Source organism: Tritonibacter mobilis F1926, assembly GCF_000376545.2.
GTDB lineage: Bacteria > Pseudomonadota > Alphaproteobacteria > Rhodobacterales > Rhodobacteraceae > Epibacterium > Epibacterium mobile.
The window spans coordinates 2,361,053-2,382,403 of record NZ_CP015230.1 but is presented as its reverse complement, the minus strand read 5'-3'; the positions used below and the strand labels follow the sequence as shown (position 1 = coordinate 2,382,403).

The window sequence follows — 21,351 nt, the reverse complement described above, 5'->3', positions numbered from 1 at the left end:
CGAGGCCTATTTTCCTATGTTTCCCAGCCCCTGGACAGAAGGTGCAATCAAGATTGCCAGCAGAGGCGGAACCGTAAGGCCCATTGTGGCAAGGGTCATTTTCGTTGGCAACTTGTTTGCGGCCTCCTCGGCGCGCATCACGCGCTTGTCACGCATTTCCCCGGCATAGACCCGAAGGGCATCCGCGATCGATGTACCAAAGGCCGCCGACTGGATCATGACAGTGACAAAGGATGCCACATCCTGCACGCCACAACGGGTGCCCATGTCTCGCAGCACCTTATCCTTTTCCTTACCGGCCTTCATTTCGTAAGCGACAATCTCGAACTCTTCTGCCAGTTCGGGATAGGATGCACGCAGTTCCTTACCGACGCGCACAATGGCCTGATCAAGCGATTGCCCGGCTTCGACACAGACCAACATCATATCGAGTGCGTCAGGGAAGGCGCGGGTAATGGCTTGTTTGCGTTCCTCAATGCGCCGCGTGATCCAGTAGCGTGGCAGGTAGTAGCAGGCTGCACCCGGGCCGAGCACACGCATCGCCATTTGGTTCGTGGTATAGTCCACATCTGCATTCATCACATAGACGAAGAACAACCCAAGGCCCAAACCGCTTAGACCCAACGCAAACTGCAGGAAGTGGAACAGGCGCACCGCATCCTTGGATTGATAGCCGGCCTGACGCAGTTTCAGCTGCATCGCTGACAGTTCTTCGGCGTCTTGTGGTTCCAGAAAGTTTGCGAACTTCTGGAGCTGTTCGTTGCGGCTTGCCTGGCGCAGGCGCTCGTTCTGAGGTTTGGCGCTATGGTTGGATGCCAGATCCCGCTGTAGTTTCTTGAGCGGATCTTCTGGTTGGTTGAGGGCGAAAACAACCGCGACGATGATCAAAACCAAACCGATAAAGCCAACGGCCAGAAGCGGCCCGAAATCGCCAAGGTAGTGGATCAACAAGTCCTGCACATAGGTCAACGGGTTCATAGCTGCCTCCTCAGACCTGAATATCTGTCAGCTTGCGCATCACAAAGATGTTCGCTGTGAGCATGCCGCCCACAATGAAACAAGCTGGCATAAACCACGGATGGTCGAGCACCGAGTCGTAGTAATTCGGATCCATCACCAATGTGCCGCCAAGAGTAAACAGCGGGAAACCCGACAAGAACTTGCCCGACCACTGTGCTTCGGCAGTGATCGCTCTGACACGGCGGAACAGACGGAACCGGGCGCGGATCACTTTGGCCAGTCCGGCCAAAACCTCGGCGAGGTTACCACCCGATTGCTGTTGAATGGTCACGGCCACGGCGAGGAACCGCAAGTCCTGCATATCTAGACGTTCGGCCATTTCCTTGAGGGCTTCACCCACGTCACGACCATAGGAGCATTCATCTGCGATGATCCCGAACTCTGTCGCCAAGGGGTCGTCGACTTCTTTGGCCACGATCTGCACCGCCGACGAAAACGGATGCCCAACCCGCAGTGAGCGGACCATGAGTTCCACCCCATCCGGGAGTTGTTCTTCCAATTTGGCCATGCGTTTTTTGGCTTTGGAATTTACCCAGAAGAACACCGCACCAACGCCGATGATGACCGATCCAAGCACTTTGACTGGCAATGCGGCCTGTGTGCCGATGCTCAATCCCACAAAGGCAACCGCGCACAAGACACCCATGATCATGATCAACTGAACAGGTGTAAACGCGATGGCCGCCTTTTGCGCTTTTTCTGCCAGCAGCGAATAAAGCGGGATGGACTGTGAGTTCAGGTGCTGCTGCATTTCCTTACGGAGTTGCTCCAACACTTGTTCGCGGTTGCCACCTTTTTCCAGCATCTCCAGACGGCGATTCACCCGGCTGTTGAGGCTGATGGATTTGCCGAACATGACCAGGTAGATGCCCTCGACAAGCACCAGAACGCCGATAAAGATCAGCCCATAGATGAGTGGCTCAATCCCAAACTCCATCAGCGTGTCTCCATCACGGTTGGCTCATAGATCGACGACGGCAGGTCGTAACCCCAGAGGCGGAAGCGCTCGGAGAAGTGGCTGCGCACACCTGTCGCGGTGAAATGGCCGATAATCTTATTGTCTGGTGTCAAACCAACGCGCTGGAACCGAAAGATCTCTTGCATGGAGATCACATCCCCCTCCATCCCGGTAATTTCGGTGATCGAGGTCATCCGACGCGACCCATCCTGCAGACGCGAGGCCTGCACAATCAGGTTCACAGCCGATGCAATCTGGCTGCGCACGGCTTTGATCGGCATTTCGATCCCGGCCATGGCGATCATGTTTTCCAGACGCGAAATACCATCGCGGGCAGAGTTGGCGTGGATCGTGGTCATGGATCCGTCGTGGCCGGTGTTCATGGCCTGCAACATGTCGATTACCTCAGCGCCACGGGTCTCACCCACGATGATCCGGTCCGGGCGCATCCTGAGAGCGTTCTTCAGACAGTCGCGCGGGGATACTTCACCCTTGCCTTCGACGTTGGGTGGACGGCTTTCCATCCGGCCCACATGGGTCTGTTGCAATTGAAGTTCCGCTGTATCCTCAATCGTCAGGATACGTTCCGCGTTATCGATAAAGCTCGACAGTGCGTTGAGTGTTGTCGTTTTACCCGAGCCGGTACCGCCAGAGACAATGACGTTCAGGCGGGTCGACACGGCCGCCTGCAGGTAGGCCGCCATTTCTTCTGTAAAGGCACCGAAGTTGACCAGATCATCAATCTTCAGCTTGTCCTTTTTGAATTTCCGGATCGAAACCAGCGAGCCATCCACCGCAATAGGCGGAACCATGGCGTTAAAACGTGAGCCATCCTGAAGACGAGCGTCAACGTAGGGGTTGGACTCATCGACACGACGACCCACGGCTGAGACGATCTTGTCGATGATCCGCATCAGGTGCTTTTCATCCTTGAAGGTGATGTCGCTGAGTTCCAGCTTGCCACCACGTTCGATGAAAATCTGTTGCGGACCGTTCACCAGAATATCAGAGACGGTATCGTCTTTCAGGAGGGCCTCAAGCGGGCCCAGGCCTGTCACCTCATCATAGAGTTCTTTGATAAGCTGTTGGCGGTCCTCGCGGTTGAGGACAATGCTCTTTTCCTGCAGGACCTCACCAGAAATCGAAGCGATCTCTCCGCGCAGTTCCGCCTCAGAAGCTTTTTCAAGTGCTGCGAGGTTCAGGTTTTCCAGCAATTCCCGGTGCAGATCGATCTTGATCTCACTTAGCCGCTCTTTGCGCTTGCGGTCACGATCCTGCGGGGCAGGGGCGGCGGCTGTGCGCTGATCCGGGCGGCGCAGGATCGTTTTGACCCCTGCTGCCGGGGCGCTAGGGCTTGCAGCCGGTTTTGCGCTCGCGGCCGGGGCTGCAGCGGCAGGGGCGGGGCTTTGCTTCTTGTACTTGGAAAACATGTCGATACCTTCAGGTGCGCACGCGTGGCGGCTTAGGCGGCTTCAGCTTCTGCACGTCCCAGTTCATGCAAGTTTTTCGCCAACTTGGCGATTTCCTTGCGCAATGGGTTCTTGGGCGCAGAGATCGCCAGCGGTTGCCCGTGATCACAGCTGTGCAGAATGGTTTTTCCCCCATCCGGCAGTTGCACGTCGATAGAGATGCCAAGACTTTCAGCGAGGCGTTTAACCCGGCTTTTGCCGTTCAGGTCGGTGAATTTCGGAGCGCGGTTGAGCAAGAAACGCAGTTTCTCAAACGGCAGATCCTCAGATTGAAGAGCCCGTTTGACCCGAAGTGCATTTTGCGCCGAACGCATATCCAACTCGATCATGGCAAAGTAGACATGCGCGAGGTTCAGCACCGTTTCAGTCCACTGCACCATCGTGTGCGGCATGTCGATCACCACGAAATCGAAGTGGCTGCGCGCCATTTCAACCACGCGCAAAATATCTTCGGGCGTGATGAACTCCAGTGGCACCATGTCGGCGGGAGACGTCAAAACCTGCAGCTTATCCTGAAATGACATCAGAGACTGACCAAAGATATCTTCATCCATGGCTTCGGTTTCGCTCAGCATCTCCATGACCGCTTCGCGGCGCGGCAGGTCAAGGTATGTCGAAACCGAGCCTGTTTGCAGATCCAGATCGAGCAGGCACACAGATGGGCGCTCGGTGGTGTTGAGCTCGGCCAACTCCCACGCAAGGTTCACGGCAAATGTCGATGCTCCGGTACCCCCCGCAAGGCCCTGTGTAACAATCACCGCGCCTTCGCGTTGGCTGTCAGCATGTAGCTTGTGCGCGCGTTGCGGTGCCGCCGCAGGGGCGGCGCTTTCGGTGGGTTCACGCAGGCGGTCAATTGCCGCCGCGAGTTCCTGTTCCGGGAGCGGGTAGGGAATGAACTCATCTGCGCCCTGACGCAACAACTTGTGCAGCGCTGCGGGGGTGACGTCCTCGGCGACAAGGATCACCTTGATGTTTCGCGATTTCGCTTGAGTGATGATTTCAGTCATCAACGGCAGGTTTTCTTCATCCTCCGCATCGATGGCAAGAGCCACGAACTCCAGGGCTTCAGCCTCGGATTGGTAGAAGAAAGCCAGCGCTTCGGTAAAGCCAAGGTCGCCCCAAGCTTCGCCCATTGCAGATTCCATATCCTCAATCAGAAGATCGAAGTTCTGAACGTCCCGACTGATTGTACAGGCTGCGATCGGCACAGCCTCCGTTTGCGAAATCCCACTTGTCATCGCCAGTATCCCCACATTGTTTGGTCCCGGCACCCAGCCGATGTTGGACCAGCGCCGGTTCCATCACAAGGTACACGGCGCCTATGGGATCAGTGTCGTTCTCAATGTGGGCGAGATTGGGGCCAAAAAACTCCGATTGTTGGGAATGTTAATCATGCCTAACAATTTATTACCATCTGGCGGAGTGGCCGGCTGCTCGCCCAGATCGGGCGAGCAGAAACAAAACAGAATCAGTTTTCCGACAGTTCAGTTTTTGCAGAGAGCGAGGTGGGGGCCACAGCGCTTTCGACGTAATCGCGATAGATGATGGCGGCGTATTTACCATCCAGCTCATTGACGCGGGCGGCAACGAAACCGCTGACCTCGGTGACCGTCCGCCGGTTGCGGCGTTCGCGTTGATCGGTCAGCACCAAGGGCTGAGTTTCACCAAAAGAGGCGACCGCTTCAAGCCGATTGCGAGCGATTCCGCGTGCAACCAGGTAGTTGACCGCCGCGCGCGCCCGGCGCAGGCCAAGCCGCTTGTTGTAGGATTGGCTACCGACGGCGTCTGTATGGCCGTAAACCCGGAAGCGCACTTCTGGAAACTGGCGAATCCAATCAGCCTGCGCATCCAGAACCTGACGTGCATTCCCATCCAAGCGGGCGCTGTCAAAATCAAAGTTGATCGTTGTCGGTACTTCGTTTGCAAACCGGGTCGCCAACTGGATCCGGTAGCTGCGATCCCCAGAGAGCACCGCCGTGTTGTTTTCGTTCGCCGCGCCAAGGTACTGCGAGCCGTGAGGCGCACCCGCTTCTTGGTAGGCGCAGGCCCCGGTGATCAGGGCCAATCCGAAAATTGCTGCGTGTTTCAACATCTGCGCCACCGTGTGTCAGGGTCAGTCAAGAAGATAGCCATAAGAGCCGTTGAAGTCTTGGTTGGCAACCTCCCCAGCCGCGCCCGATTGCGCGCGCTCGGTACGTCCAAACAAGAACAGGTTCTTTTCGCTTGGCGGACGAATGCGATCGGTTGGCAGGGCCAGTGCTTCGCCACGGGTCGGCGTTACAAGATGTGCCGAAACGATGATGACCAGCTCACTTTGATTGCGTTCGTAATCCGCGCTGCGAAACAGAGCCCCAAGTACCGGCACATCACCAAGCCAAGGGACTTGTGCAGCACCGTCGCGGAATTCATCCTCGATGAGGCCCGCGATGGCAAAGCTCTCGCCGTCACGCAGTTCCACCGTTGTCGCCGTTTCGCGGCGGGAGAAGGCGTTAATCGAGAAGCCATCAAACGTCGCTGAATTGGTGGGGTCGATGGCCGATACGGCTGCTTTGAGTTCGAGATTGATCAAATCTCCGTCGACAACACGCGGGATAAAGTTCAACTCGATACCAAAGGGTTTGAATTCAACGGTTACAACGCCTTCTTCCTGAGCAACGGGAACTGGATATTCCCCGCCCGCGAGGAAGCTGGCTTCTTGTCCGGAGAGTGCAGACAGATTGGGTTCAGCCAATGTGCGCACAAGGCCTTTTTGTTCAAGTGCTTCGAGCAGGACGTTGAACTGTACCGCGCCAATGTCGAAACCAAAAATGGCAGCTCCCAAGGTATCACTATTGAGGCGAGCGGAATTCGTGCCCGCAGATGGTCCAAACACATTCCCGCCTTCGGGCCTGTTGAGGAATGTACCGGTGGAAATACTGCCATCCGAAGATCCGATCAGCATGGAACCACCAAGCGACTTGCTCACAGAGCGTTCCATCTCGGCAAAGCGGACCTTCAGCATCACCTGCTGGATACCGCCTACAGTCATAAGGTTGCTGACACGATCCGGCGCATAGCGTTCCGCCAGATCAAGCGCCCGCTGGAGGCGCTGCGCACTTGATACCGTGCCTGACAGAACGATGCCGTCATTGGCCGTGCGAACCTCAATCTTCTCGTTCGGAAGAATTTGCTGCAAGCGCTGTTTGAATTCACTCACATCTGCCGCGACGCGTACATCCACGTTGGTGATCAGCCCGCCAGATCCATCCAGAAGCGTGAGCGTGGTCATGCCCGGAGACTTGCCCAGCACATAGATTGTACGATCCGACAGGGAAGAGATATCCGCGATGCCCGGATTGGCGATGCTGAGTTCCGCAAAGGGCACATCCGCCTCAACCACCACAGCGCGGTTCATCGGCACATCAAGAACGGCGTTTGTGCCCTTCTTCAACACACTGATCCCCTGCGCCATGACCGGAGAGGGGGCATAAGATAATAAAAGGGTCAGCCCAGTAAGGGCCGCCGCACAATAACGTCTAACTGACATGTGACCTGCCTTTCCGATCACGCCTCTGAAGTGGGGTCTTAGCGCCCCGAATTTGCGCCTAATGTGCGCGAGTTCTTGTTTCATTGCAAGAATCAATGACTTCGATGTGTTTATTAACAAATTGGGTGAGGGTGAGCGGACACAACGCAACAGGCCCGCAAGATCGTTTCGATCTGCGGGCCCGCTATAAATGTATGTTCCTATTCGGGAATTTTAATCTGTGCAGGGGATCGGAATTTCGATCACTTCTGCGCCGCGTCGGTTGCGGATGGTACAAACCCTGTTCTCTTTAACAGGTTCAGGCGCTTCGACATCACCCAGTCCAAACAACGACCGTTGATCAACTTCGACCAAAGAGGCGATGGTGTCATCCTGTGCGCCAACCAATGCAAGCGACAAACGGCCAGTGGATTGAGCCTGGGCGAGCCGTGCCACTTCTTCGGGCTGGGCTTTCACGGTAACCGTGCGTGCGATGATGGCACTGCTGAAGTCGCCGCCCGACATCTGATCAACTGCGATCAATTCGATATTGCTTTGGATCAGGCGGGTGACTTCACCGCTACGCTCTTGGCCGCTGCGCGCAGGCGGCTGGCCACTCCAATAAACATCCACCCGATCACCGGGTCGCAGGAAACCGGAGACACCGCTGGCAACGTCAACACGAATGGCGAAGGCGCGCATGCCCTTCTCCAGTCGGGAGGTGATCCCAGCATCTTCACCGGGAGCGGTAATCTTCACAGCCAAGAGGGGCTCGTTCTTTTCCATCGTACGCAGCACGTAGCGTGCATCTTTCGGGCTATCCGATGGAAAGAGGTCGCTCTCTTCGCTGAATATCCCCTCGGGAAGGGCGTTCTCCGGCCATGCAACCGCGCGCACATTCTCTTTGGTGAGCTCTTCACCATAGGTCAGCGTTTTATTGGCTACAAATACATTGACGGTCGGAACTGCAGCTTCGCGGTTCGACCGTTCGTGTGCCAACGCATTCTGGTAGGCTTCGATATAGTTCTTTGCCATCATGACGGCGCCGCCGGCCAAGGCGACACCCACGACGAGCACAAGTCCGAATACGGCTCTCATGTTGGTCCCTTTCAGTGATGCTCAGGGCGTAAATGCACCGAGGGCGGGAGGTGATTAGGTACTGTACGGTTCTCTGACGCGACGCCTGGTTTCAGTAGCAACTGAGACGCCCAATTGGGCACAGTGCATTGCAGTTCGAGAAACATATTTCGTTCAGTTTTCGTTCAAGGCCTTACTCTGGCGATCACTGTGTGAATGTCCTGCGCCAAGTTGCTGAGGGCTGTGGAAACCTCACCATTCATAAGCGTCGCGGCCAGTACACAGAGTGCGGCGATCATAGCCGCCAGAACGACCCAATCGACCGTGACAGCTCCGTCTTCGCTGTCTCTGAATGTTTTCAGTGTCTTCATGGGTGTACTCCATCAAAAGTACCTTGAGGTGGGTTCTGGGCCATTCAAGCGATCGGCCCAGAACACTATTCTTAGGGATTTTATCCCGTTCGCAAACTTGTGCGATTGACCTTAGTAGCTGGTGGAGCCGTTGTCGGTCAGGAACGTGCCGGTCGCGGTGGTCGCATTTTCGATGCTGCCGGAGATCTGGCTGTAAACCAGAGTGCCGAGTACGGCGACAGCAGCGGTCAGCACAACCCAGTCAACAGTCACGGCGCCGGATTCGTCATTGCGGAAGTTTTTGAAGAATTTGATCATGGTTCGTCCCTCCTGAGGATCGGTAAATGTTGGCATCCAGCGGGGCGTTTCGTTCATCTGCTCTCTCACCTTCAGATGATGTCCCGCTTTGGATGAGCCTGTTATCCCGAGTGAGGGTGGCAGGAATTGGGCCGAAACCCGGAAATTCGCCGTTAAGATTAAAAAAAGGTTAGCAAGATGGGTAAGGTTATATTCTTAAATGATATTTTAGGTATCTTTTGCGCGTTGACCCTGCGCAAACGCGTCAATTGGGGTGCAAATGTGGCGAAATGGGCCAAATCTGCACCGTTGGTCTGGATTTTCGGGGTCTGATCGCAGAAGATTTCCGCAGATAACAGGCAGTGAGCGGGCGGAATGAGAGTGAAACGGGGGCTGGCGATGTTCTGCGGTCTCGTGATCGCGGTTGCGGGACATGCGCAAGAGAGCCCTGCGCCTTTTGCGGATTTTGAGGCCAAGCGTGTGCGACCGCCCACCCCTGGCACGCATAAGCGCATTACCGTGCAGATTGACCCGCAAGCCTCCCCCTCGTCGCAGGGTACTTCTGATGTCGAAGCCGCCGAGGATGGTTCGATTGATGTGCCCAAGCCGCCAGCGCGGTATGAGTGGTTCTGGGAAGAGGTTGGCTCTGATCTGGCCGGTGCATCCCCCGGGCGTCTTCAGGACGGGCTGGCAGTACTCGAAACCCGTAGTGATATATCGACGCCACGCCTGCAAGATTTGCAGGACATGATTGCGGCCTACGGTGTTCAGATGTTGACCTCAACCATCGGCACAGAGGTTTCGCCTGCGCTGGTACTGGCCGTTATGGCAGTGGAGTCCGGCGGTAAGCCTGATGCAATCAGCCGGGTCGGAGCGCAGGGCCTGATGCAGTTGATGCCCGATACTGCATCGCAATACGGTGTTGTCGACGCATTTGATCCTCAGCAGAACATTGCCGGAGGCGTGAAGTTCCTGAATCAGTTGGCGAGCGACTTTTCAGGCGATCCGATATTGGTGTTGGCAGGATACAATGCAGGCGCAGGTGCTGTACGCGAGCATGGCGGGGTGCCTCCGTTTGCTGAGACACGGGACTATGTCCCGAAGGTGCTGGCTGCGTATCGCATTGCGCGGAATCTTTGTACGACACCACCGATCATGATCTCTGACGGCTGCGTGTTCGAAGCAATGAAATAGAGCAACGGCACAGTCACCAATCCTAATTTGCAAGCTGCGCAATGCGGTCACTTGGGTGACCGGATCGGATCGCGTTGCGATCCGACCGGGGCGGTGGCGCGGAGGGCATTTGCCCTCCGCGCCACCGCCCACCTCCTCGAAGAGGGAGGTGAAGAATTTAGTTGACGATTGTTGCCGCAGTTGCGGCGCGCAGTTCGTCTTCGGTGACACCTTCGGCCACCTCCACGATCTTCAATCCACCTTCTACAACATCCAAAACGCCGAGGTTGGTGATGATGCGGTCCACCACGCCCTTGCCCGTCAGGGGTAGGGTGCACTCTTTCAAGAGCTTGGATTCGCCGTGTTTGTTGGCATGGTCCATCACCACGATCACGCGCCCTACACCGGCCACCAGATCCATAGCACCGCCCATGCCTTTGATGAGCTTGCCGGGGATCATCCAGTTCGCCAGATCTCCGTTTTCCGCGACTTCCATTGCACCAAGGATCGCGGCAGCGATCTTGCCACCGCGGATCATGCCAAAGGAGGTCGCACTGTCGAAATAGGCCGTACGGCGCAGTTCCGTGATGGTCTGCTTGCCAGCGTTGATGAGGTCCGGATCTTCTTCGCCCTCAAAGGGGAAAGGACCCATGCCCAGCATGCCGTTCTCCGATTGGAGCGTGATGTCCTTGTCGCCCACATAGTTGGCCACCAGCGTCGGGATGCCGATGCCGAGGTTCACATACATGCCGTCTTCGAGTTCCTGTGCCGCGCGTGCGGCCATCTGGTTGCGGTCCCAAGCCATGGATCAAGCCTCCTCACGCGGGCGGGTGGTCACTTTTTCGATGCGTTTTTCATGCTCGCCTTGGATCAGACGGTGCACGTAAACGCCGGGCAGGTGGATGTGATCGGGGTCCAGGCTGCCAGTGGGCACGATCTCTTCTACCTCGACCACGCAGACCTTGCCGCACATGGCCGCAGGCGGGTTGAAGTTGCGGGCAGTCTTGCGGAACACGAGGTTGCCGGTCTCATCGGCTTTCCAAGCCTTCACAATCGACAGATCCGCGAAGATACCGCGCTCAAGGATGTATTCCTCGCCGTCGAACACCTTTACCTCTTTGCCTTCGGCAATCTGGGTGCCAACGCCGGTCTTTGTATAAAAACCGGGGATACCGCAGCCGCCAGCGCGCATGCGCTCCGCGAGGGTGCCTTGCGGGTTGAACTCCAGCTCCAACTCGCCAGACAGGTACTGACGCATAAATTCCGCGTTTTCGCCCACGTAGGACGACATCATCTTCTTGACCTGTTTGGTCTGCAGTAGGATGCCGATGCCAAAGTCATCGACGCCCGCATTGTTGGACGCAAAGGTCAGATCCTTGGTGCCCGCCTGTTTGATCGCCTCAAGCAGCAGTTCGGGAATGCCGCAGAGGCCAAAGCCGCCGGCTGCGATGGTCATGCCGTCGAACAGCACCCCGTCCAGGGCCTCGGCGGCAGAGCCGTATACCTTCTTCATGGAACTCTCCCTTCCATTTCCTCTGGGTCAAGCTAATCACCCCAGTCGCAATGTCGAGTCAACGAATACGGAACGTTCTGCGTATTTCTACCGATGGCGAAACGGGACCGGGTGGCCCCGCGCCTCCGGCGGGAGGTATTTGATAAAAAGGTGAATGGATCAGCCGGGCAGGGCTTCGGTACTGTATTGCGCGGCGAATTCGGGGCTGGGGGCGATGGGGGTTATGACATCAATCAGAACGCCATTGGGATCTTTGACGATGAAATGACGCTGACCAAAATCCTCGTCGCAGAGCGGTTTCACCACCTCTAGGCCGCGGCCCGTCAGGCGGGTGTACTCCGCGCGTGCATCCTCGACCTCGAAATTCAGCAACAGATGGCTGGTCAGGCCCCGCCCGGTTTCGGGGATTGTCTCATGCCCGCCGTCGAGAATGGCGAGGTTCACGCTTGGATCGGCATCGCATTGCAGGTGGACATACCAGTCCGATGTAAAGGCGGGCGAGAAGCCAAAGTTCTGTTGGTAGAATTGCGCCGTGGCCTCGACGCTCCGCGTCTGGATGACCGGGTAGAATTGAGTGGGTTTCATTTGTCTCTCTCCGTGAGTAACATACAGGCAGTATGTTTTTAATAAATAAACAGGCTGCATGTATGCAAGAGAAAAGTAAATCCACCCCGAATGCGAAACGCCGCGCGCTGATGCGGGCGCGATTGATGGCGGCGGCGCGCGCGCTTTTTGTGGAAAAAGGCTATGCCGAGGCCAGCACACCAGAAATCGTGCGCGCGGCCGGGGCAACGCGCGGCGCGCTCTACCACCACTTTGAGGACAAGCAGGCCCTGTTCCGGGCGGTGGTGGAAGCCGAGGCAGAGGCCGTCAGCACCGCCATCGACACCGCCGGGACGCAGGCGGATGAAACGCAGGCATTGGCTGCGGGGAGCCGCGCGTTCTTTGCCGCGATGCAAAGCGAAGGGCGTGCACAGCTTTTGTTGATCGATGGCCCGGCGGTGCTGGGTGCGATGGAGATGGACAGGATTGATGCCGGCGGTGGCAGGGCGGCATTGCGAGCAGGGCTTGCCGCGGCACAGCCTTCACTGTCCGACCCGGAGTTGGAGGCTCGCGCGCTGGTTCTGTCTGCAGCGTTTGACCGCGCCGCTCTTGCGATCGCACAAGGGCAGGGGCGCGCGGACATCTTTGAGGACGCGATGTCTGCGCTTTTGCGCACTACACTGATGTAAAACGCCAAACGCCAAACGCCGCGCGTCAGCGCGGCGTTTGGCCCAACGGGAGGGCCTGCATATTCATGCAGGTGCGACGGGCGAGAGCGCCCCCGCCTCGCGGTTACTCGCCTGACGCTTTGGCCGCTTTCTTTTTTGCGGGTGCTTTTTTCTTCGCAGTGGTCGTTTTGGTCGCCGCTTTTTTCGCCGGGGCTTTCTTCTTGCCGGACTTGGCAGCCTTCTCGTTCAATAGCTCGACTGCCATGTCCATGGTCACATCCTTGGCCTCGGTGTCCTTGGGCAATGTGGCGTTCACCTTGCCCCATTTGACATAGGGCCCGTAGCGCCCATCCATGATGTTCACCGGCGCCTTGTCGTCGGGATGCTCGCCCAGCTCGCGCAGCGGTTTGGCCGCGGCAGATCGGCCCCGACCGGGATTGGCGCGTTTTTCCGCCAGCAGTTCCACCGCGCGGTTCATACCGATTTCAAAGACGTCGAGCGTTTCCTTGAGGTTCACATAGACGGGTTTTTCCTCGTCCGGGCGCTGATGCATGATGTAGGGGCCAAAACGACCGAGGTTCGAGGACACTGCGCCCCCGTCCGGATGTGCGCCGATTTCGCGCGGCAGCGTCAACAAGGTCACCGCCTGCTCTAGCGTGATATCGTTGGGCCCCCAGCCCGGCAGGTAGTCCTTGCCCTGTTTCGGCAGCGATGAGCGTGGCGGTTTCTTGTTTTCAGGCGTCGCCTCGCCGCGCTGCACATACGGGCCGAAGCGACCGGATTTCAGATGGATCTCATCGCCATCATCCTCGCCCAGAATGCGCTCGTAGCCTTCGGCGCCTTCACCAGAGATCGGGCGGGTGTAGTTGCACTCGGGGTAGTTGCCACAGCCCACAAAACCCCCGGTGCGCGAGGATTTCAGGTGTAGCTGCCCCGCGCCGCATTTCGGGCAGAGGCGCGGGTCGCCGCCATCTTCGCGCGGCGGATAGAGCTGGGGGGCAAGCGCCTCGTCCAGGATGTCCAGCACCTCGGAGATGCGCAGATCGGATGTCTCGGCAATCGCCGCCGAGAAATCGCGCCAGAAGCTATCCAGAAGTTCCTTATAGTCCTTGCCGCCTGCACTCACATCATCGAGCTGGTTCTCCAGCGCCGCGGTGAAGTCATACTCCACGTAGCGCTTAAAGAAGTTCAGCAAAAAGATGGTCACGATCCGCCCCTTGTCCTCGGGGAACAGGCGGTTTTTATCCTTGCGGACATATTCGCGGTCCTGGATCGTGGTGATGACGCTGGCATAGGTCGAGGGGCGGCCAATGCCCAATTCTTCCATGCGTTTGACCAGCGTGGCCTCGGTGTAGCGCGGCGGCGGTTGAGTGTGGTGTTGCAGCGCCAATGTCGCGCCATCCTGCGACAGGACAGAGCCGTCTTTGCCCGCTTTTTCAGCCTGCGCTGCAAGCGATCCTGCAAATTTCAGCGCCTCGCCCTGCATGATCTGGGGCAGGCGCTTGTCGTCCTCGTCCACCACATCGTCGCGGCCTTCTTCGTAGACGCGCATGAAACCGTCAAACAGCACCACCTGACCGGTGGCACGCAGCACTACCTGTTTGTCGTCAGAGCCGATATCGACCGTGGTGCGCTCCAACCGGGCACCGGCCATCTGGCAGGCCAATGTGCGCTTCCAGATCAGATCATAAAGCTTGCGCTGATCGTCCTCGGTCACTTTCAGGCTCGCGGCGTCGCGGCTCATGTCGGTGGGGCGGATACATTCGTGCGCCTCTTGAGCGTTCTTGGCTTTGTTTTTATAGATGCGCGGCTCGCCCGGCACATAGTCCTTGCCGTAGCGTTTTGCGATTTCGTCACGCGCGGCAGTCACGGCCTCTGGGGCCATGTCGATACCGTCTGTCCGCATATAGGTGATCAGACCGGCCTCATAGAGGCGCTGCGCTGCGTTCATACATTGCTTTGCACCCATGCCGAATTTACGGCTCGCTTCCTGTTGCAGGGTCGAGGTCATGAACGGCGCAGAGGGGTTGCGCGCAGCGGGTTTGGCCTCGACCGACAGCACCGACATCTTGCGGCTTGTAACAGCCTGCACCGCAAGTTCGGCTGCAGTGGAATTGGCGAGGCTGAATTTATCGAGCTTCTCGCCGCCCAGAACTGTCAGGCGCGCCTCAAAAGACTGACCGCGCGGGGTGGTGAGATTTGCACGTACCGACCAGTATTCCTGAGGGTTAAACGCCTCAATCTCCATTTCACGTTCGACGATCAGGCGCAGGCAGACAGATTGCACGCGCCCGGCAGAACGCGCGCCGGGCAGTTTGCGCCACAGCACGGGTGACAAGTTGAAACCCACCAGATAGTCGAGTGCCCGGCGGGCCAGATAGGCCTCCACCAGCGGCATATCCACATCGCGGGGATTTTTCATCGCCTCAGCGACGGCATCCTTGGTGATCGCGTTAAAGGTCACGCGTTTGACATCGGTGTCTTTCTTGATCGACCGGCGCTTGGTCAGCGCTTCTTGCAGGTGCCAGCTGATCGCCTCGCCTTCGCGATCGGGGTCAGTCGCGAGGATCAGTGCGTTGTCATTTTTGAGCGCCTCGGCAATGGCGCGCACATGTTTCTTAGAGTCGTTGCCGACCTCCCAGGTCATGGCAAAATCATCATCCGGTTCGACCGATCCGTTCTTGGCGGGCAGGTCGCGCACATGTCCGTAGGATGCCAAAACCGTGTAGTCGGAGCCCAGATACTTGTTGATCGTTTTGGCTTTGGCCGGGGATTCGACGACGACGACTGGCATAAAATTGGGCACCTTTCCATACGGGTTCAATCGGCTCTATGGCCGGGCAAAATGTGTCGCGCAAGGGGAGAATGTCAATCCACGCGAAGAAAACAGCCTGTGTAGCCATGGCTGATGATGATGTGTTGCAGGGGTGGATTCAGCGTTTTTTGATGATCACGCCGCCCGGCCCACGACCAATTTCGCCAGAGAGTTCAAGGTCGGTCAGCACGGTACGTATCTTTCGAGCGGGGGTATCGAGATCATCGATCAGCTGTCCTTCCGGGGTGGGGGCGACGGCAAGGCGGTCTAGGATTTGTTGGTGTAGCGCGGCGGTCTGACGCAGGCTGCGTCGCTCTGGTGGCGGCGACGGGAGGTCGTTGGCGTGCGGACGCCGAACGGCGCGTTCCATCTGCATCGGCGGCAATGCGTCAATGATATCACGGGCATCGCGCACTAAGGTTGCACCGTCTCGGATCAGGAGATTGCCACCACTGGCGCGCCCATCGCAGGGGTGGCCGGGTACGGCCATCACATCACGCCCCAGATCCAAAGCGTCTCTGGCGGTGATCAGGCTTCCGGATTTTATCGCGGCCTCTACCACGATTGTCGCAAGGCCTAGCCCTGCGATGATACGATTGCGAGGTGGGAAATGTCGGGCCTGCGGTTGCAGCCCCATCGGCTGTTCTGAAAGACGCAGGCCTTGCTCTGCGAGTGCTGTGGCAAGGCGTGCATTTTCACTTGGATATATAATGTCTACGCCGCCGCCCTGAACCGCAATCGTTCCACTGCCAAGTGCCCCCTCATGGGCGCTGGCATCAATGCCTCGGGCAAGGCCGGATACAACGAGGTAGCCCGCTTCTCCGAGATCCCGCGCCAGCCCATAGGCCATGCGCCGCCCCAGTGAAGAGGCGTTCCGCGCACCTACAATCGAAATCGCGGGCCGTGCCAGAAGCGACAGATCGCCGATCGCCCATAGTGCCGGGGGAGGGTTGGGGATGTTGGCAAGCAGGTTGGGATAATTGGCATCTCCATAGCACAAAAGCCGCGCGTTGGCGGCTTTTGCGTTCTCAAACTCGGCGTCCAATGCATCTTTTGAGTATGTTTTATACCCTTTGACGCCTGAAGTCGCTGCCACTTCAGGCAGCTTTTCAAGCACGTTCTGTGCTGAACCATACTCGGCCAGAAGCCGGTAGAAGGTCACGGTCCCGATGCCTCGGGAGCGCAACAGGCGAAGCCAGGAAAACCTTTGATCTTCCGTGGTGGGTGGGAGTGGGGGGTGAGTGGAAGAATATGCTTCTCCGGTCATGCCCTCGCCTCGCCTTGTTGCAATATTAGGATTAAGGCCTGAGAGGTTAACAGGTGGTGAACATCGCGAAAGTTTATCGAGATTTTTCGGTACTTTTGGCTATGTCATTGAAAACAAAGGGTCGTGAAATATTGCACGATGATGGGTGACCGCGATTTGCCGTAAGGTTCATGGTAAACACAGGCCGGTTTTCGGACTCAATAGGGCCAAAAAACCGTGATTTGTTAAAGAGCCGTGAGCGCAGGGACTTCCCTTGGGTCACCTAGAGGGCTGAAAAGAAAAGACGACTCGCCCAGATCGGGTGAGTCGTCTTATGCGTGTGCTGTTTTTGAGGGCAGGCGGTCAGGTTGCCGAACCCCCAACCGTCAAGCCGCCCATCAAGACACTGGGTTGACCCACGCCAACCGGCACCCATTGGCCCTGTTTGCCGCAGTTGCCCATGCCGGGATCTAGCGCCATGTCGTTGCCAAGGCCTCGGATCTTCTGCAAGGCAGTTGCCCCATCGCCGATCAAAGTGGCCCCCTTGACCGGTGCTCCGACCTTGCCGTCTTTGACGCGGTAGGCTTCTGTGCAGGAGAAGACAAACTTGCCATTGGTGATATCCACCTGTCCGCCGCCGAATCCCACGGCCCAAATCCCGTCCTTGATGTCCTTGACCAGATCTTCAGGCACGGCATCACCGCCGAGCATATATGTATTGGTCATGCGCGGCATCGGGGCGTGAGCATAGCTCTGACGGCGTCCGTTGCCGGTTGGCTCAACTCCCATGAGGCGCGCGTTCTGGCGATCCTGCATGTAGCCCACGAGGATGCCATCCTCGATCAATATGGTTTTCTGGCTTGGCGTGCCTTCATCGTCGACAGTGATAGAGCCGCGCCGGTCCGGAATGGCGCCATCGTCCAACACTGTGACACCGGGCGCTGCGATGCGTTGGCCCATGAGCCCGGCAAAAGCGGACGATCCTTTGCGATTAAAGTCACCCTCAAGCCCATGACCGATGGCCTCATGAAGCAGGATTCCCGGCCAGCCGGGGCCAAGCACCACATCCATTTCCCCGGCAGGGGCAGGCTCGGCCTCTAGGTTGACCAAGGCGATGCGCAGGGCTTCGCGGGCTTTGGCCTGCCAGTCTTGCGGTTCGATCAGCCCATCGAGCCCAACACGCCCGCCGCCCCCGGCGCTGCCGCTTTCACGCCGCCCGGCATCTTCCACAATTACTGAGACATTCACGCGCGTCATCGGGCGCACGTCGCGCACGCGGGTGCCATCAGAGCGCAGAATTTCGATTTCCTGCAGGGACGCGGCAAGCGTTGCCGATACCTGAACCACACGCGAATCCAGTTCGCGGGCAAAGCTGTCAATCTCGCGCAGCGTCTCTACTTTGACCGGGAATGCTTGTGCTGCGATTGGGTCGAGATCGCCATATAGCTTTTGATTGGTCGCCTGCGGGGCAGGGGCCATGGTGCCGCCACCGTCCCCCACGGCAAGCCTTGCGGTTTCGGCTGCGCGCTGCAATGCAGATATGGACATGGTGGTCGAATGAGCGTACCCGGCCACCTCACCACGTACGGCGCGCAGGCCAAATCCTTCTGCTGCATCGTAGCTGGCGGTGCGCAGACGGCCATCATCAAACACCAGCGCTTCGGATTTTGTACGCTCGGCAAAGATCTCACCATCGTCGGCGCCAGCCAGTGCTTGGCGCAACAACGGCAGAGCCTCATCCTCGGGGAGGGTGGTTTCAAACGGGGAAAATGCGGTTGTATCCATCAAATCGGCCTCGATTTTTTTGATCTAAGTCAAGAAAGAGACGCTATGACGCGCGCTACCCTCTTTATAACCTCCCGAGAATATGATTTTTAACGGCAACAAAGACAACGGGCGCGGTAGAGTTTTTCGAAACGATTCCGCGACCCCAATCCATGCAACGATCAAGCGATCAGGAAACGACATGAAGAATGCTTTGACGCTTTCGGGCTTTATCGCCGCCCTTTCTAGCCTTCCAGCCATGGCGCAAGAAGGTCTGGAAACCATTGGTAAGCCGACTGACGGTAACCTCGGTTTTCAGCCGGCGGCGTCCGAACTTGCAGAAGGCATTCACCAGCTGGATCACATGATTCTCATCATCATCACCGCGATCTGTGTGTTCGTGGGTGGTCTGCTGCTCTACGCAATCTTGCGGTTTAACCGTCGTGCCAACCCAAATGCGGCGAGCTTTACCCACAACACCCCGATTGAAATTGCATGGACCGTGGTTCCGATTCTGGTGCTGATCGTCATCGGTTCCTTCAGCTTGCCTGAATTGTTCCGCCAGCAGGAAATCCCAGAAGGTGACGTGACCATCAAGGTCACCGGTTACCAGTGGTACTGGGGCTATGAATATGTCGATCACGAGTTCGCGTTTGACAGCTATCTGATTGGTCACCCGGCGACGCTTGACGAAAGCGCACGCCCAGCGGATGCAGATGTGACTCCCTTCGTTTACAACGACGCGATGAAGCTGAAACTGGAAGAAGCGGGTTATGCGGGCGATGAATTCCTGCTGGCAACCAACACCGCAGTGGTTGTTCCTGTGAACAAAACCATCGTGATGCAGGTCACCGCCGCAGACGTGATTCACTCCTGGGCGCTGCCTGCATTTGGTGTGAAACAAGATGGCGTGCCCGGTCGTCTGGCAGAGCTGTGGTTCAAACCCACCAAAGAAGGCATCTACTTCGGTCAGTGTTCCGAGCTGTGCGGCAAAGACCACGCCTACATGCCGATCACTGTCAAAGTCGTGAGCGAAGAAGCCTATGAAGAATGGCTCAACGGTGCCATTGAGGAATACGCAGGGCTGCCACAGTCCTACGATGTTGCCTCCAACTGATCACGTTCATCCGGTAGATACGCTGCACCCGATCAGGTGCTAAGGCGGCGTATCTTCGGCCTAGACAAAGAACGACCACGCCCAACTGCGTGGTCGTCACTGACCTGAGAAGAGCCTGAAACATGACTGACGCCAGCATTAACGCAAGCATGACCCGCGAAGAGGACGCCTCCTTTGGCGATTACTTTGCGCTGCTGAAGCCTCGGGTGATGTCGCTGGTGGTGTTTACCGCGTTCGTTGGCCTGATGGCAGCACCGATGGGGGTACACCCCGTTGTTGGGTTCGCGGCTATCTTGTTCATTGCGATCGGTGGCGGTGCCTCAGGCGCGCTCAACATGTGGTGGGATGCCGACATCGATCAGGTGATGAAACGCACCAAATCGCGCCCCATCCCTGCGGGTAAGGTCGATAAAGGCGAAGCGCTGAGCCTCGGGCTCGCACTGTCTGGCATGTCTGTGATCATGCTGGCGCTGGCGACCAATGTATTTGCAGGCGCGTTTCTCGCCTTTACCATCTTCTTTTACGTGGTGGTTTACACCATGTGGCTCAAGCGCGCGACGCCTCAGAATATCGTGATCGGTGGTGCGGCAGGGGCCTTTCCGCCGGTGATCGGCTGGATTGCTGCAACCGGCAGCATGTCGATCGAGCCGTGGCTGATGTTTGCGTTGACCTTCCTTTGGACGCCGCCGCATTTTTGGGCCTTGGCCCTCTTCATGCGCAATGACTACGATATGGCGGATGTGCCGATGCTGACCGTGACCCACGGACGCCGTTCCACCCGCAAGCATATCCTTGTCTATACGGTAATTCTCGCGATCTTTGCGCTCGCCACGGCCTTTACCGGCGTAGGCGGACCGATCTATCTGGCCGTCGCGCTGGTTCTTAATGCGCTGTTCCTGAAGGGCGCTGTTCAAATCTGGCGCCGTGATGAAGACATCTGTGAGATGGATAACTTCAAGGTTGAGCGCTCTTTCTTCAAGCTGTCGCTGCTCTACCTGTTCCTCCACTTTGGCGCGATCCTGATGGAAGCGCTGTTGAAACCCTATGGACTAGGAGGCTGGTAATATGAGCCTGCGCAAAGAACACGAAATCCACAGCCGCCGCAGAGGCCGCAACGTGGGTGTTGGCCTGCTGCTTGCGGGATTCGTCGTGCTGGTGTTGGCGTTGACCATGGTCAAGGTAACCTCGGCAGGCTTCACCTTCCCAGAATTTGAAGGCACGGAGTAACCCCATGGCAATGAGCGGTCCTAAAAAAACAGTGATCCAACTCGTTGGTGTGGTCGCACTGATGGGTGGTCTGGCGTGGGCCTCAGTGCCGTTTTACGACTGGTTTTGTCGTGTCACGGGATTTGGCGGCGTCACCCAGGTGGCCGATGCTGGCTCCGATCAGGTGCTGAACAAGACGATCAAAGTACGGTTTGATGCCTCAAAAGACCGAGGCATGCCATGGGAATTCAAACCCGTAGAGCGCATCATGGAGTTGAAGATCGGGGAGACCGGTCTTGCATTCTACGAAGCTTACAACCCTACGGATCGTCCGGTTGCGGGGCAGGCGTCGTATAACGTTGCGCCGTATTCAGCTGGTTACTACTTTGAAAAAATTCAGTGTTTCTGCTTTAATGAGCAGGTGCTGCAACCGGGGGAGCGGGTTATGATGCCCGTGACCTTCTTCGTGGACCCCGAGATCGTCGAGGACCCGGAGGCAAAATATGTGCATACGATCACCTTGTCGTATACATTTCATGAGATCGATCTGCCCGAGGGCTATGCTGCCCTCGACACCGGGGACACATCCGGGGCAGAGACGGAACTGAACTAAGGCCGCTTTGGTGAGGG

The 21,351-nt window shown here is 57.4% G+C and carries 21 protein-coding genes; 6 read left to right on the top strand and 15 right to left on the bottom strand.

The features are described 5' to 3' along the window. Positions 1–6 precede the first annotated feature (6 nt). The 9 genes from K529_RS11215 to K529_RS11175 all read right to left on the bottom strand — a co-directional run bounded on the left by K529_RS11215 (position 7) and on the right by K529_RS11175 (position 8,697). The gene (locus K529_RS11215; RefSeq protein WP_005628042.1) at positions 7–978 is read right to left on the bottom strand and encodes a type II secretion system F family protein; all 972 of its coding nucleotides are present in this window, start codon (positions 976–978) and stop codon (positions 7–9) included. Between the two features lie 10 nt (positions 979–988). Continuing rightward, complete coding sequence (locus K529_RS11210) at positions 989–1,957, bottom strand: type II secretion system F family protein (RefSeq protein WP_005628044.1); 969 nt, start codon at positions 1,955–1,957, stop codon at positions 989–991. Beyond that, positions 1,957–3,408, bottom strand: coding sequence for a CpaF family protein (locus K529_RS11205; protein ID WP_009178017.1), 1,452 nt, complete (start codon positions 3,406–3,408; stop codon positions 1,957–1,959). Before K529_RS11205 ends, K529_RS11210 begins: the two co-directional genes overlap by 1 nt. Positions 3,409–3,440: 32 nt before the next feature. Then, a complete protein-coding gene (locus K529_RS11200; protein WP_005607467.1) occupies positions 3,441–4,685 on the bottom strand; it encodes an AAA family ATPase in 1,245 nt (414 codons plus the stop codon). Positions 4,686–4,915: 230 nt separating this feature from the next. Continuing rightward, entirely contained in the window at positions 4,916–5,539 is a 624-nt protein-coding gene (locus K529_RS11195; protein ID WP_005607464.1) for an OmpA family protein, read from the bottom strand. A 21-nt stretch (positions 5,540–5,560) separates the two neighbouring features. Continuing rightward, a complete protein-coding gene (locus K529_RS11190) occupies positions 5,561–6,973 on the bottom strand; it encodes a type II and III secretion system protein family protein (protein ID WP_040641221.1) in 1,413 nt (470 codons plus the stop codon). Positions 6,974–7,186: 213 nt separating this feature from the next. Beyond that, positions 7,187–8,050 carry a Flp pilus assembly protein CpaB gene (gene cpaB, locus K529_RS11185; RefSeq protein ID WP_005607460.1) on the bottom strand — a complete coding sequence of 288 codons (864 nt, stop codon included), beginning with the start codon at positions 8,048–8,050 and terminating at the stop codon, positions 7,187–7,189. A gap of 164 nt (positions 8,051–8,214) precedes the next feature. Next, a complete protein-coding gene (locus K529_RS11180; RefSeq protein WP_005607458.1) occupies positions 8,215–8,400 on the bottom strand; it encodes a Flp family type IVb pilin in 186 nt (61 codons plus the stop codon). 111 nt (positions 8,401–8,511) lie between these two features. Then, complete coding sequence (locus K529_RS11175; RefSeq protein WP_040641223.1) at positions 8,512–8,697, bottom strand: Flp family type IVb pilin; 186 nt, start codon at positions 8,695–8,697, stop codon at positions 8,512–8,514. 354 nt (positions 8,698–9,051) lie between these two features. On the opposite strand from K529_RS11175, the gene K529_RS11170 reads away from it, so the two are divergent. Continuing rightward, positions 9,052–9,870: a lytic transglycosylase domain-containing protein gene (locus K529_RS11170; protein ID WP_040641220.1), complete on the top strand. Its 819-nt coding sequence runs from the start codon at positions 9,052–9,054 to the stop codon at positions 9,868–9,870. A gap of 157 nt (positions 9,871–10,027) precedes the next feature. Here the strand turns inward: K529_RS11170 and K529_RS11165 are convergent, their stop codons facing one another. The 3 genes from K529_RS11165 to K529_RS11155 form a co-directional block, all read right to left on the bottom strand. Then, positions 10,028–10,654 (bottom strand): 3-oxoacid CoA-transferase subunit B, encoded by a 627-nt coding sequence (locus K529_RS11165; protein ID WP_005639216.1) that lies wholly within the window; start codon positions 10,652–10,654, stop codon positions 10,028–10,030. A gap of 3 nt (positions 10,655–10,657) precedes the next feature. Continuing rightward, positions 10,658–11,362 carry a CoA transferase subunit A gene (locus K529_RS11160; protein ID WP_005639212.1) on the bottom strand — a complete coding sequence of 235 codons (705 nt, stop codon included), beginning with the start codon at positions 11,360–11,362 and terminating at the stop codon, positions 10,658–10,660. 159 nt (positions 11,363–11,521) lie between these two features. After that, positions 11,522–11,947: a VOC family protein gene (locus tag K529_RS11155; RefSeq protein WP_005639209.1), complete on the bottom strand. Its 426-nt coding sequence runs from the start codon at positions 11,945–11,947 to the stop codon at positions 11,522–11,524. Between the two features lie 62 nt (positions 11,948–12,009). Between K529_RS11155 and K529_RS11150 the strand changes: the two genes are divergently transcribed. Beyond that, on the top strand, positions 12,010–12,594 hold the full coding sequence (locus K529_RS11150) for a TetR/AcrR family transcriptional regulator (protein WP_046002097.1): 585 nt from the start codon (positions 12,010–12,012) through the stop codon (positions 12,592–12,594). Between the two features lie 103 nt (positions 12,595–12,697). Here K529_RS11150 and topA read toward each other — a convergent pair whose 3' ends face one another. The 3 genes from topA to tldD form a co-directional block, all read right to left on the bottom strand. Next, positions 12,698–15,367, bottom strand: a complete 2,670-nt coding sequence (gene topA, locus K529_RS11145) for a type I DNA topoisomerase (protein WP_005619805.1) — start codon at positions 15,365–15,367, stop codon at positions 12,698–12,700. 139 nt (positions 15,368–15,506) lie between these two features. Beyond that, complete coding sequence (gene dprA / locus K529_RS11140) at positions 15,507–16,655, bottom strand: DNA-processing protein DprA (RefSeq protein WP_005619804.1); 1,149 nt, start codon at positions 16,653–16,655, stop codon at positions 15,507–15,509. 342 nt (positions 16,656–16,997) lie between these two features. Then, positions 16,998–18,419, bottom strand: coding sequence for a metalloprotease TldD (gene tldD / locus K529_RS11135; protein ID WP_005619802.1), 1,422 nt, complete (start codon positions 18,417–18,419; stop codon positions 16,998–17,000). 181 nt (positions 18,420–18,600) lie between these two features. Between tldD and coxB the strand changes: the two genes are divergently transcribed. The 4 genes from coxB to K529_RS11115 all read left to right on the top strand — a co-directional run bounded on the left by coxB (position 18,601) and on the right by K529_RS11115 (position 21,334). Then, positions 18,601–19,515, top strand: a complete 915-nt coding sequence (gene coxB, locus K529_RS11130; protein ID WP_005619800.1) for a cytochrome c oxidase subunit II — start codon at positions 18,601–18,603, stop codon at positions 19,513–19,515. Positions 19,516–19,637: 122 nt separating this feature from the next. Then, positions 19,638–20,579, top strand: coding sequence for a heme o synthase (cyoE, locus tag K529_RS11125; protein WP_005619799.1), 942 nt, complete (start codon positions 19,638–19,640; stop codon positions 20,577–20,579). 1 nt (position 20,580) lies between these two features. After that, positions 20,581–20,742, top strand: a complete 162-nt coding sequence (locus K529_RS11120) for a hypothetical protein (RefSeq protein WP_005619797.1) — start codon at positions 20,581–20,583, stop codon at positions 20,740–20,742. A 4-nt stretch (positions 20,743–20,746) separates the two neighbouring features. Beyond that, positions 20,747–21,334 carry a cytochrome c oxidase assembly protein gene (locus K529_RS11115; protein ID WP_005619794.1) on the top strand — a complete coding sequence of 196 codons (588 nt, stop codon included), beginning with the start codon at positions 20,747–20,749 and terminating at the stop codon, positions 21,332–21,334. Positions 21,335–21,351 lie beyond the last annotated feature (17 nt).

What these genes read in the sequence shown, in the direction of transcription:
- topA (WP_005619805.1), bottom strand. Translation starts at nt 15,367, where the DNA reads ATGCCAGTCGTCGTCGTCGAATCCCCGGCCAAAGCCAAAACGATCAAC.
- K529_RS11210 (WP_005628044.1), bottom strand. Translation starts at nt 1,957, where the DNA reads ATGGAGTTTGGGATTGAGCCACTCATCTATGGGCTGATCTTTATCGGC.
- K529_RS11190 (WP_040641221.1), bottom strand. Translation starts at nt 6,973, where the DNA reads ATGTCAGTTAGACGTTATTGTGCGGCGGCCCTTACTGGGCTGACCCTT.
- K529_RS11175 (WP_040641223.1), bottom strand. Translation starts at nt 8,697, where the DNA reads ATGATCAAATTCTTCAAAAACTTCCGCAATGACGAATCCGGCGCCGTG.
- coxB (WP_005619800.1), top strand. Translation starts at nt 18,601, where the DNA reads ATGAAGAATGCTTTGACGCTTTCGGGCTTTATCGCCGCCCTTTCTAGC.
- K529_RS11195 (WP_005607464.1), bottom strand. Translation starts at nt 5,539, where the DNA reads ATGTTGAAACACGCAGCAATTTTCGGATTGGCCCTGATCACCGGGGCC.
- dprA (WP_005619804.1), bottom strand. Translation starts at nt 16,655, where the DNA reads ATGACCGGAGAAGCATATTCTTCCACTCACCCCCCACTCCCACCCACC.
- cyoE (WP_005619799.1), top strand. Translation starts at nt 19,638, where the DNA reads ATGACTGACGCCAGCATTAACGCAAGCATGACCCGCGAAGAGGACGCC.
- K529_RS11215 (WP_005628042.1), bottom strand. Translation starts at nt 978, where the DNA reads ATGAACCCGTTGACCTATGTGCAGGACTTGTTGATCCACTACCTTGGC.
- K529_RS11165 (WP_005639216.1), bottom strand. Translation starts at nt 10,654, where the DNA reads ATGGCTTGGGACCGCAACCAGATGGCCGCACGCGCGGCACAGGAACTC.
- K529_RS11170 (WP_040641220.1), top strand. Translation starts at nt 9,052, where the DNA reads ATGAGAGTGAAACGGGGGCTGGCGATGTTCTGCGGTCTCGTGATCGCG.
- K529_RS11180 (WP_005607458.1), bottom strand. Translation starts at nt 8,400, where the DNA reads ATGAAGACACTGAAAACATTCAGAGACAGCGAAGACGGAGCTGTCACG.
- tldD (WP_005619802.1), bottom strand. Translation starts at nt 18,419, where the DNA reads ATGGATACAACCGCATTTTCCCCGTTTGAAACCACCCTCCCCGAGGAT.
- K529_RS11200 (WP_005607467.1), bottom strand. Translation starts at nt 4,685, where the DNA reads ATGACAAGTGGGATTTCGCAAACGGAGGCTGTGCCGATCGCAGCCTGT.
- K529_RS11160 (WP_005639212.1), bottom strand. Translation starts at nt 11,362, where the DNA reads ATGAAGAAGGTATACGGCTCTGCCGCCGAGGCCCTGGACGGGGTGCTG.
- K529_RS11205 (WP_009178017.1), bottom strand. Translation starts at nt 3,408, where the DNA reads ATGTTTTCCAAGTACAAGAAGCAAAGCCCCGCCCCTGCCGCTGCAGCC.
- K529_RS11120 (WP_005619797.1), top strand. Translation starts at nt 20,581, where the DNA reads ATGAGCCTGCGCAAAGAACACGAAATCCACAGCCGCCGCAGAGGCCGC.
- K529_RS11150 (WP_046002097.1), top strand. Translation starts at nt 12,010, where the DNA reads ATGCAAGAGAAAAGTAAATCCACCCCGAATGCGAAACGCCGCGCGCTG.
- K529_RS11155 (WP_005639209.1), bottom strand. Translation starts at nt 11,947, where the DNA reads ATGAAACCCACTCAATTCTACCCGGTCATCCAGACGCGGAGCGTCGAG.
- cpaB (WP_005607460.1), bottom strand. Translation starts at nt 8,050, where the DNA reads ATGAGAGCCGTATTCGGACTTGTGCTCGTCGTGGGTGTCGCCTTGGCC.
- K529_RS11115 (WP_005619794.1), top strand. Translation starts at nt 20,747, where the DNA reads ATGGCAATGAGCGGTCCTAAAAAAACAGTGATCCAACTCGTTGGTGTG.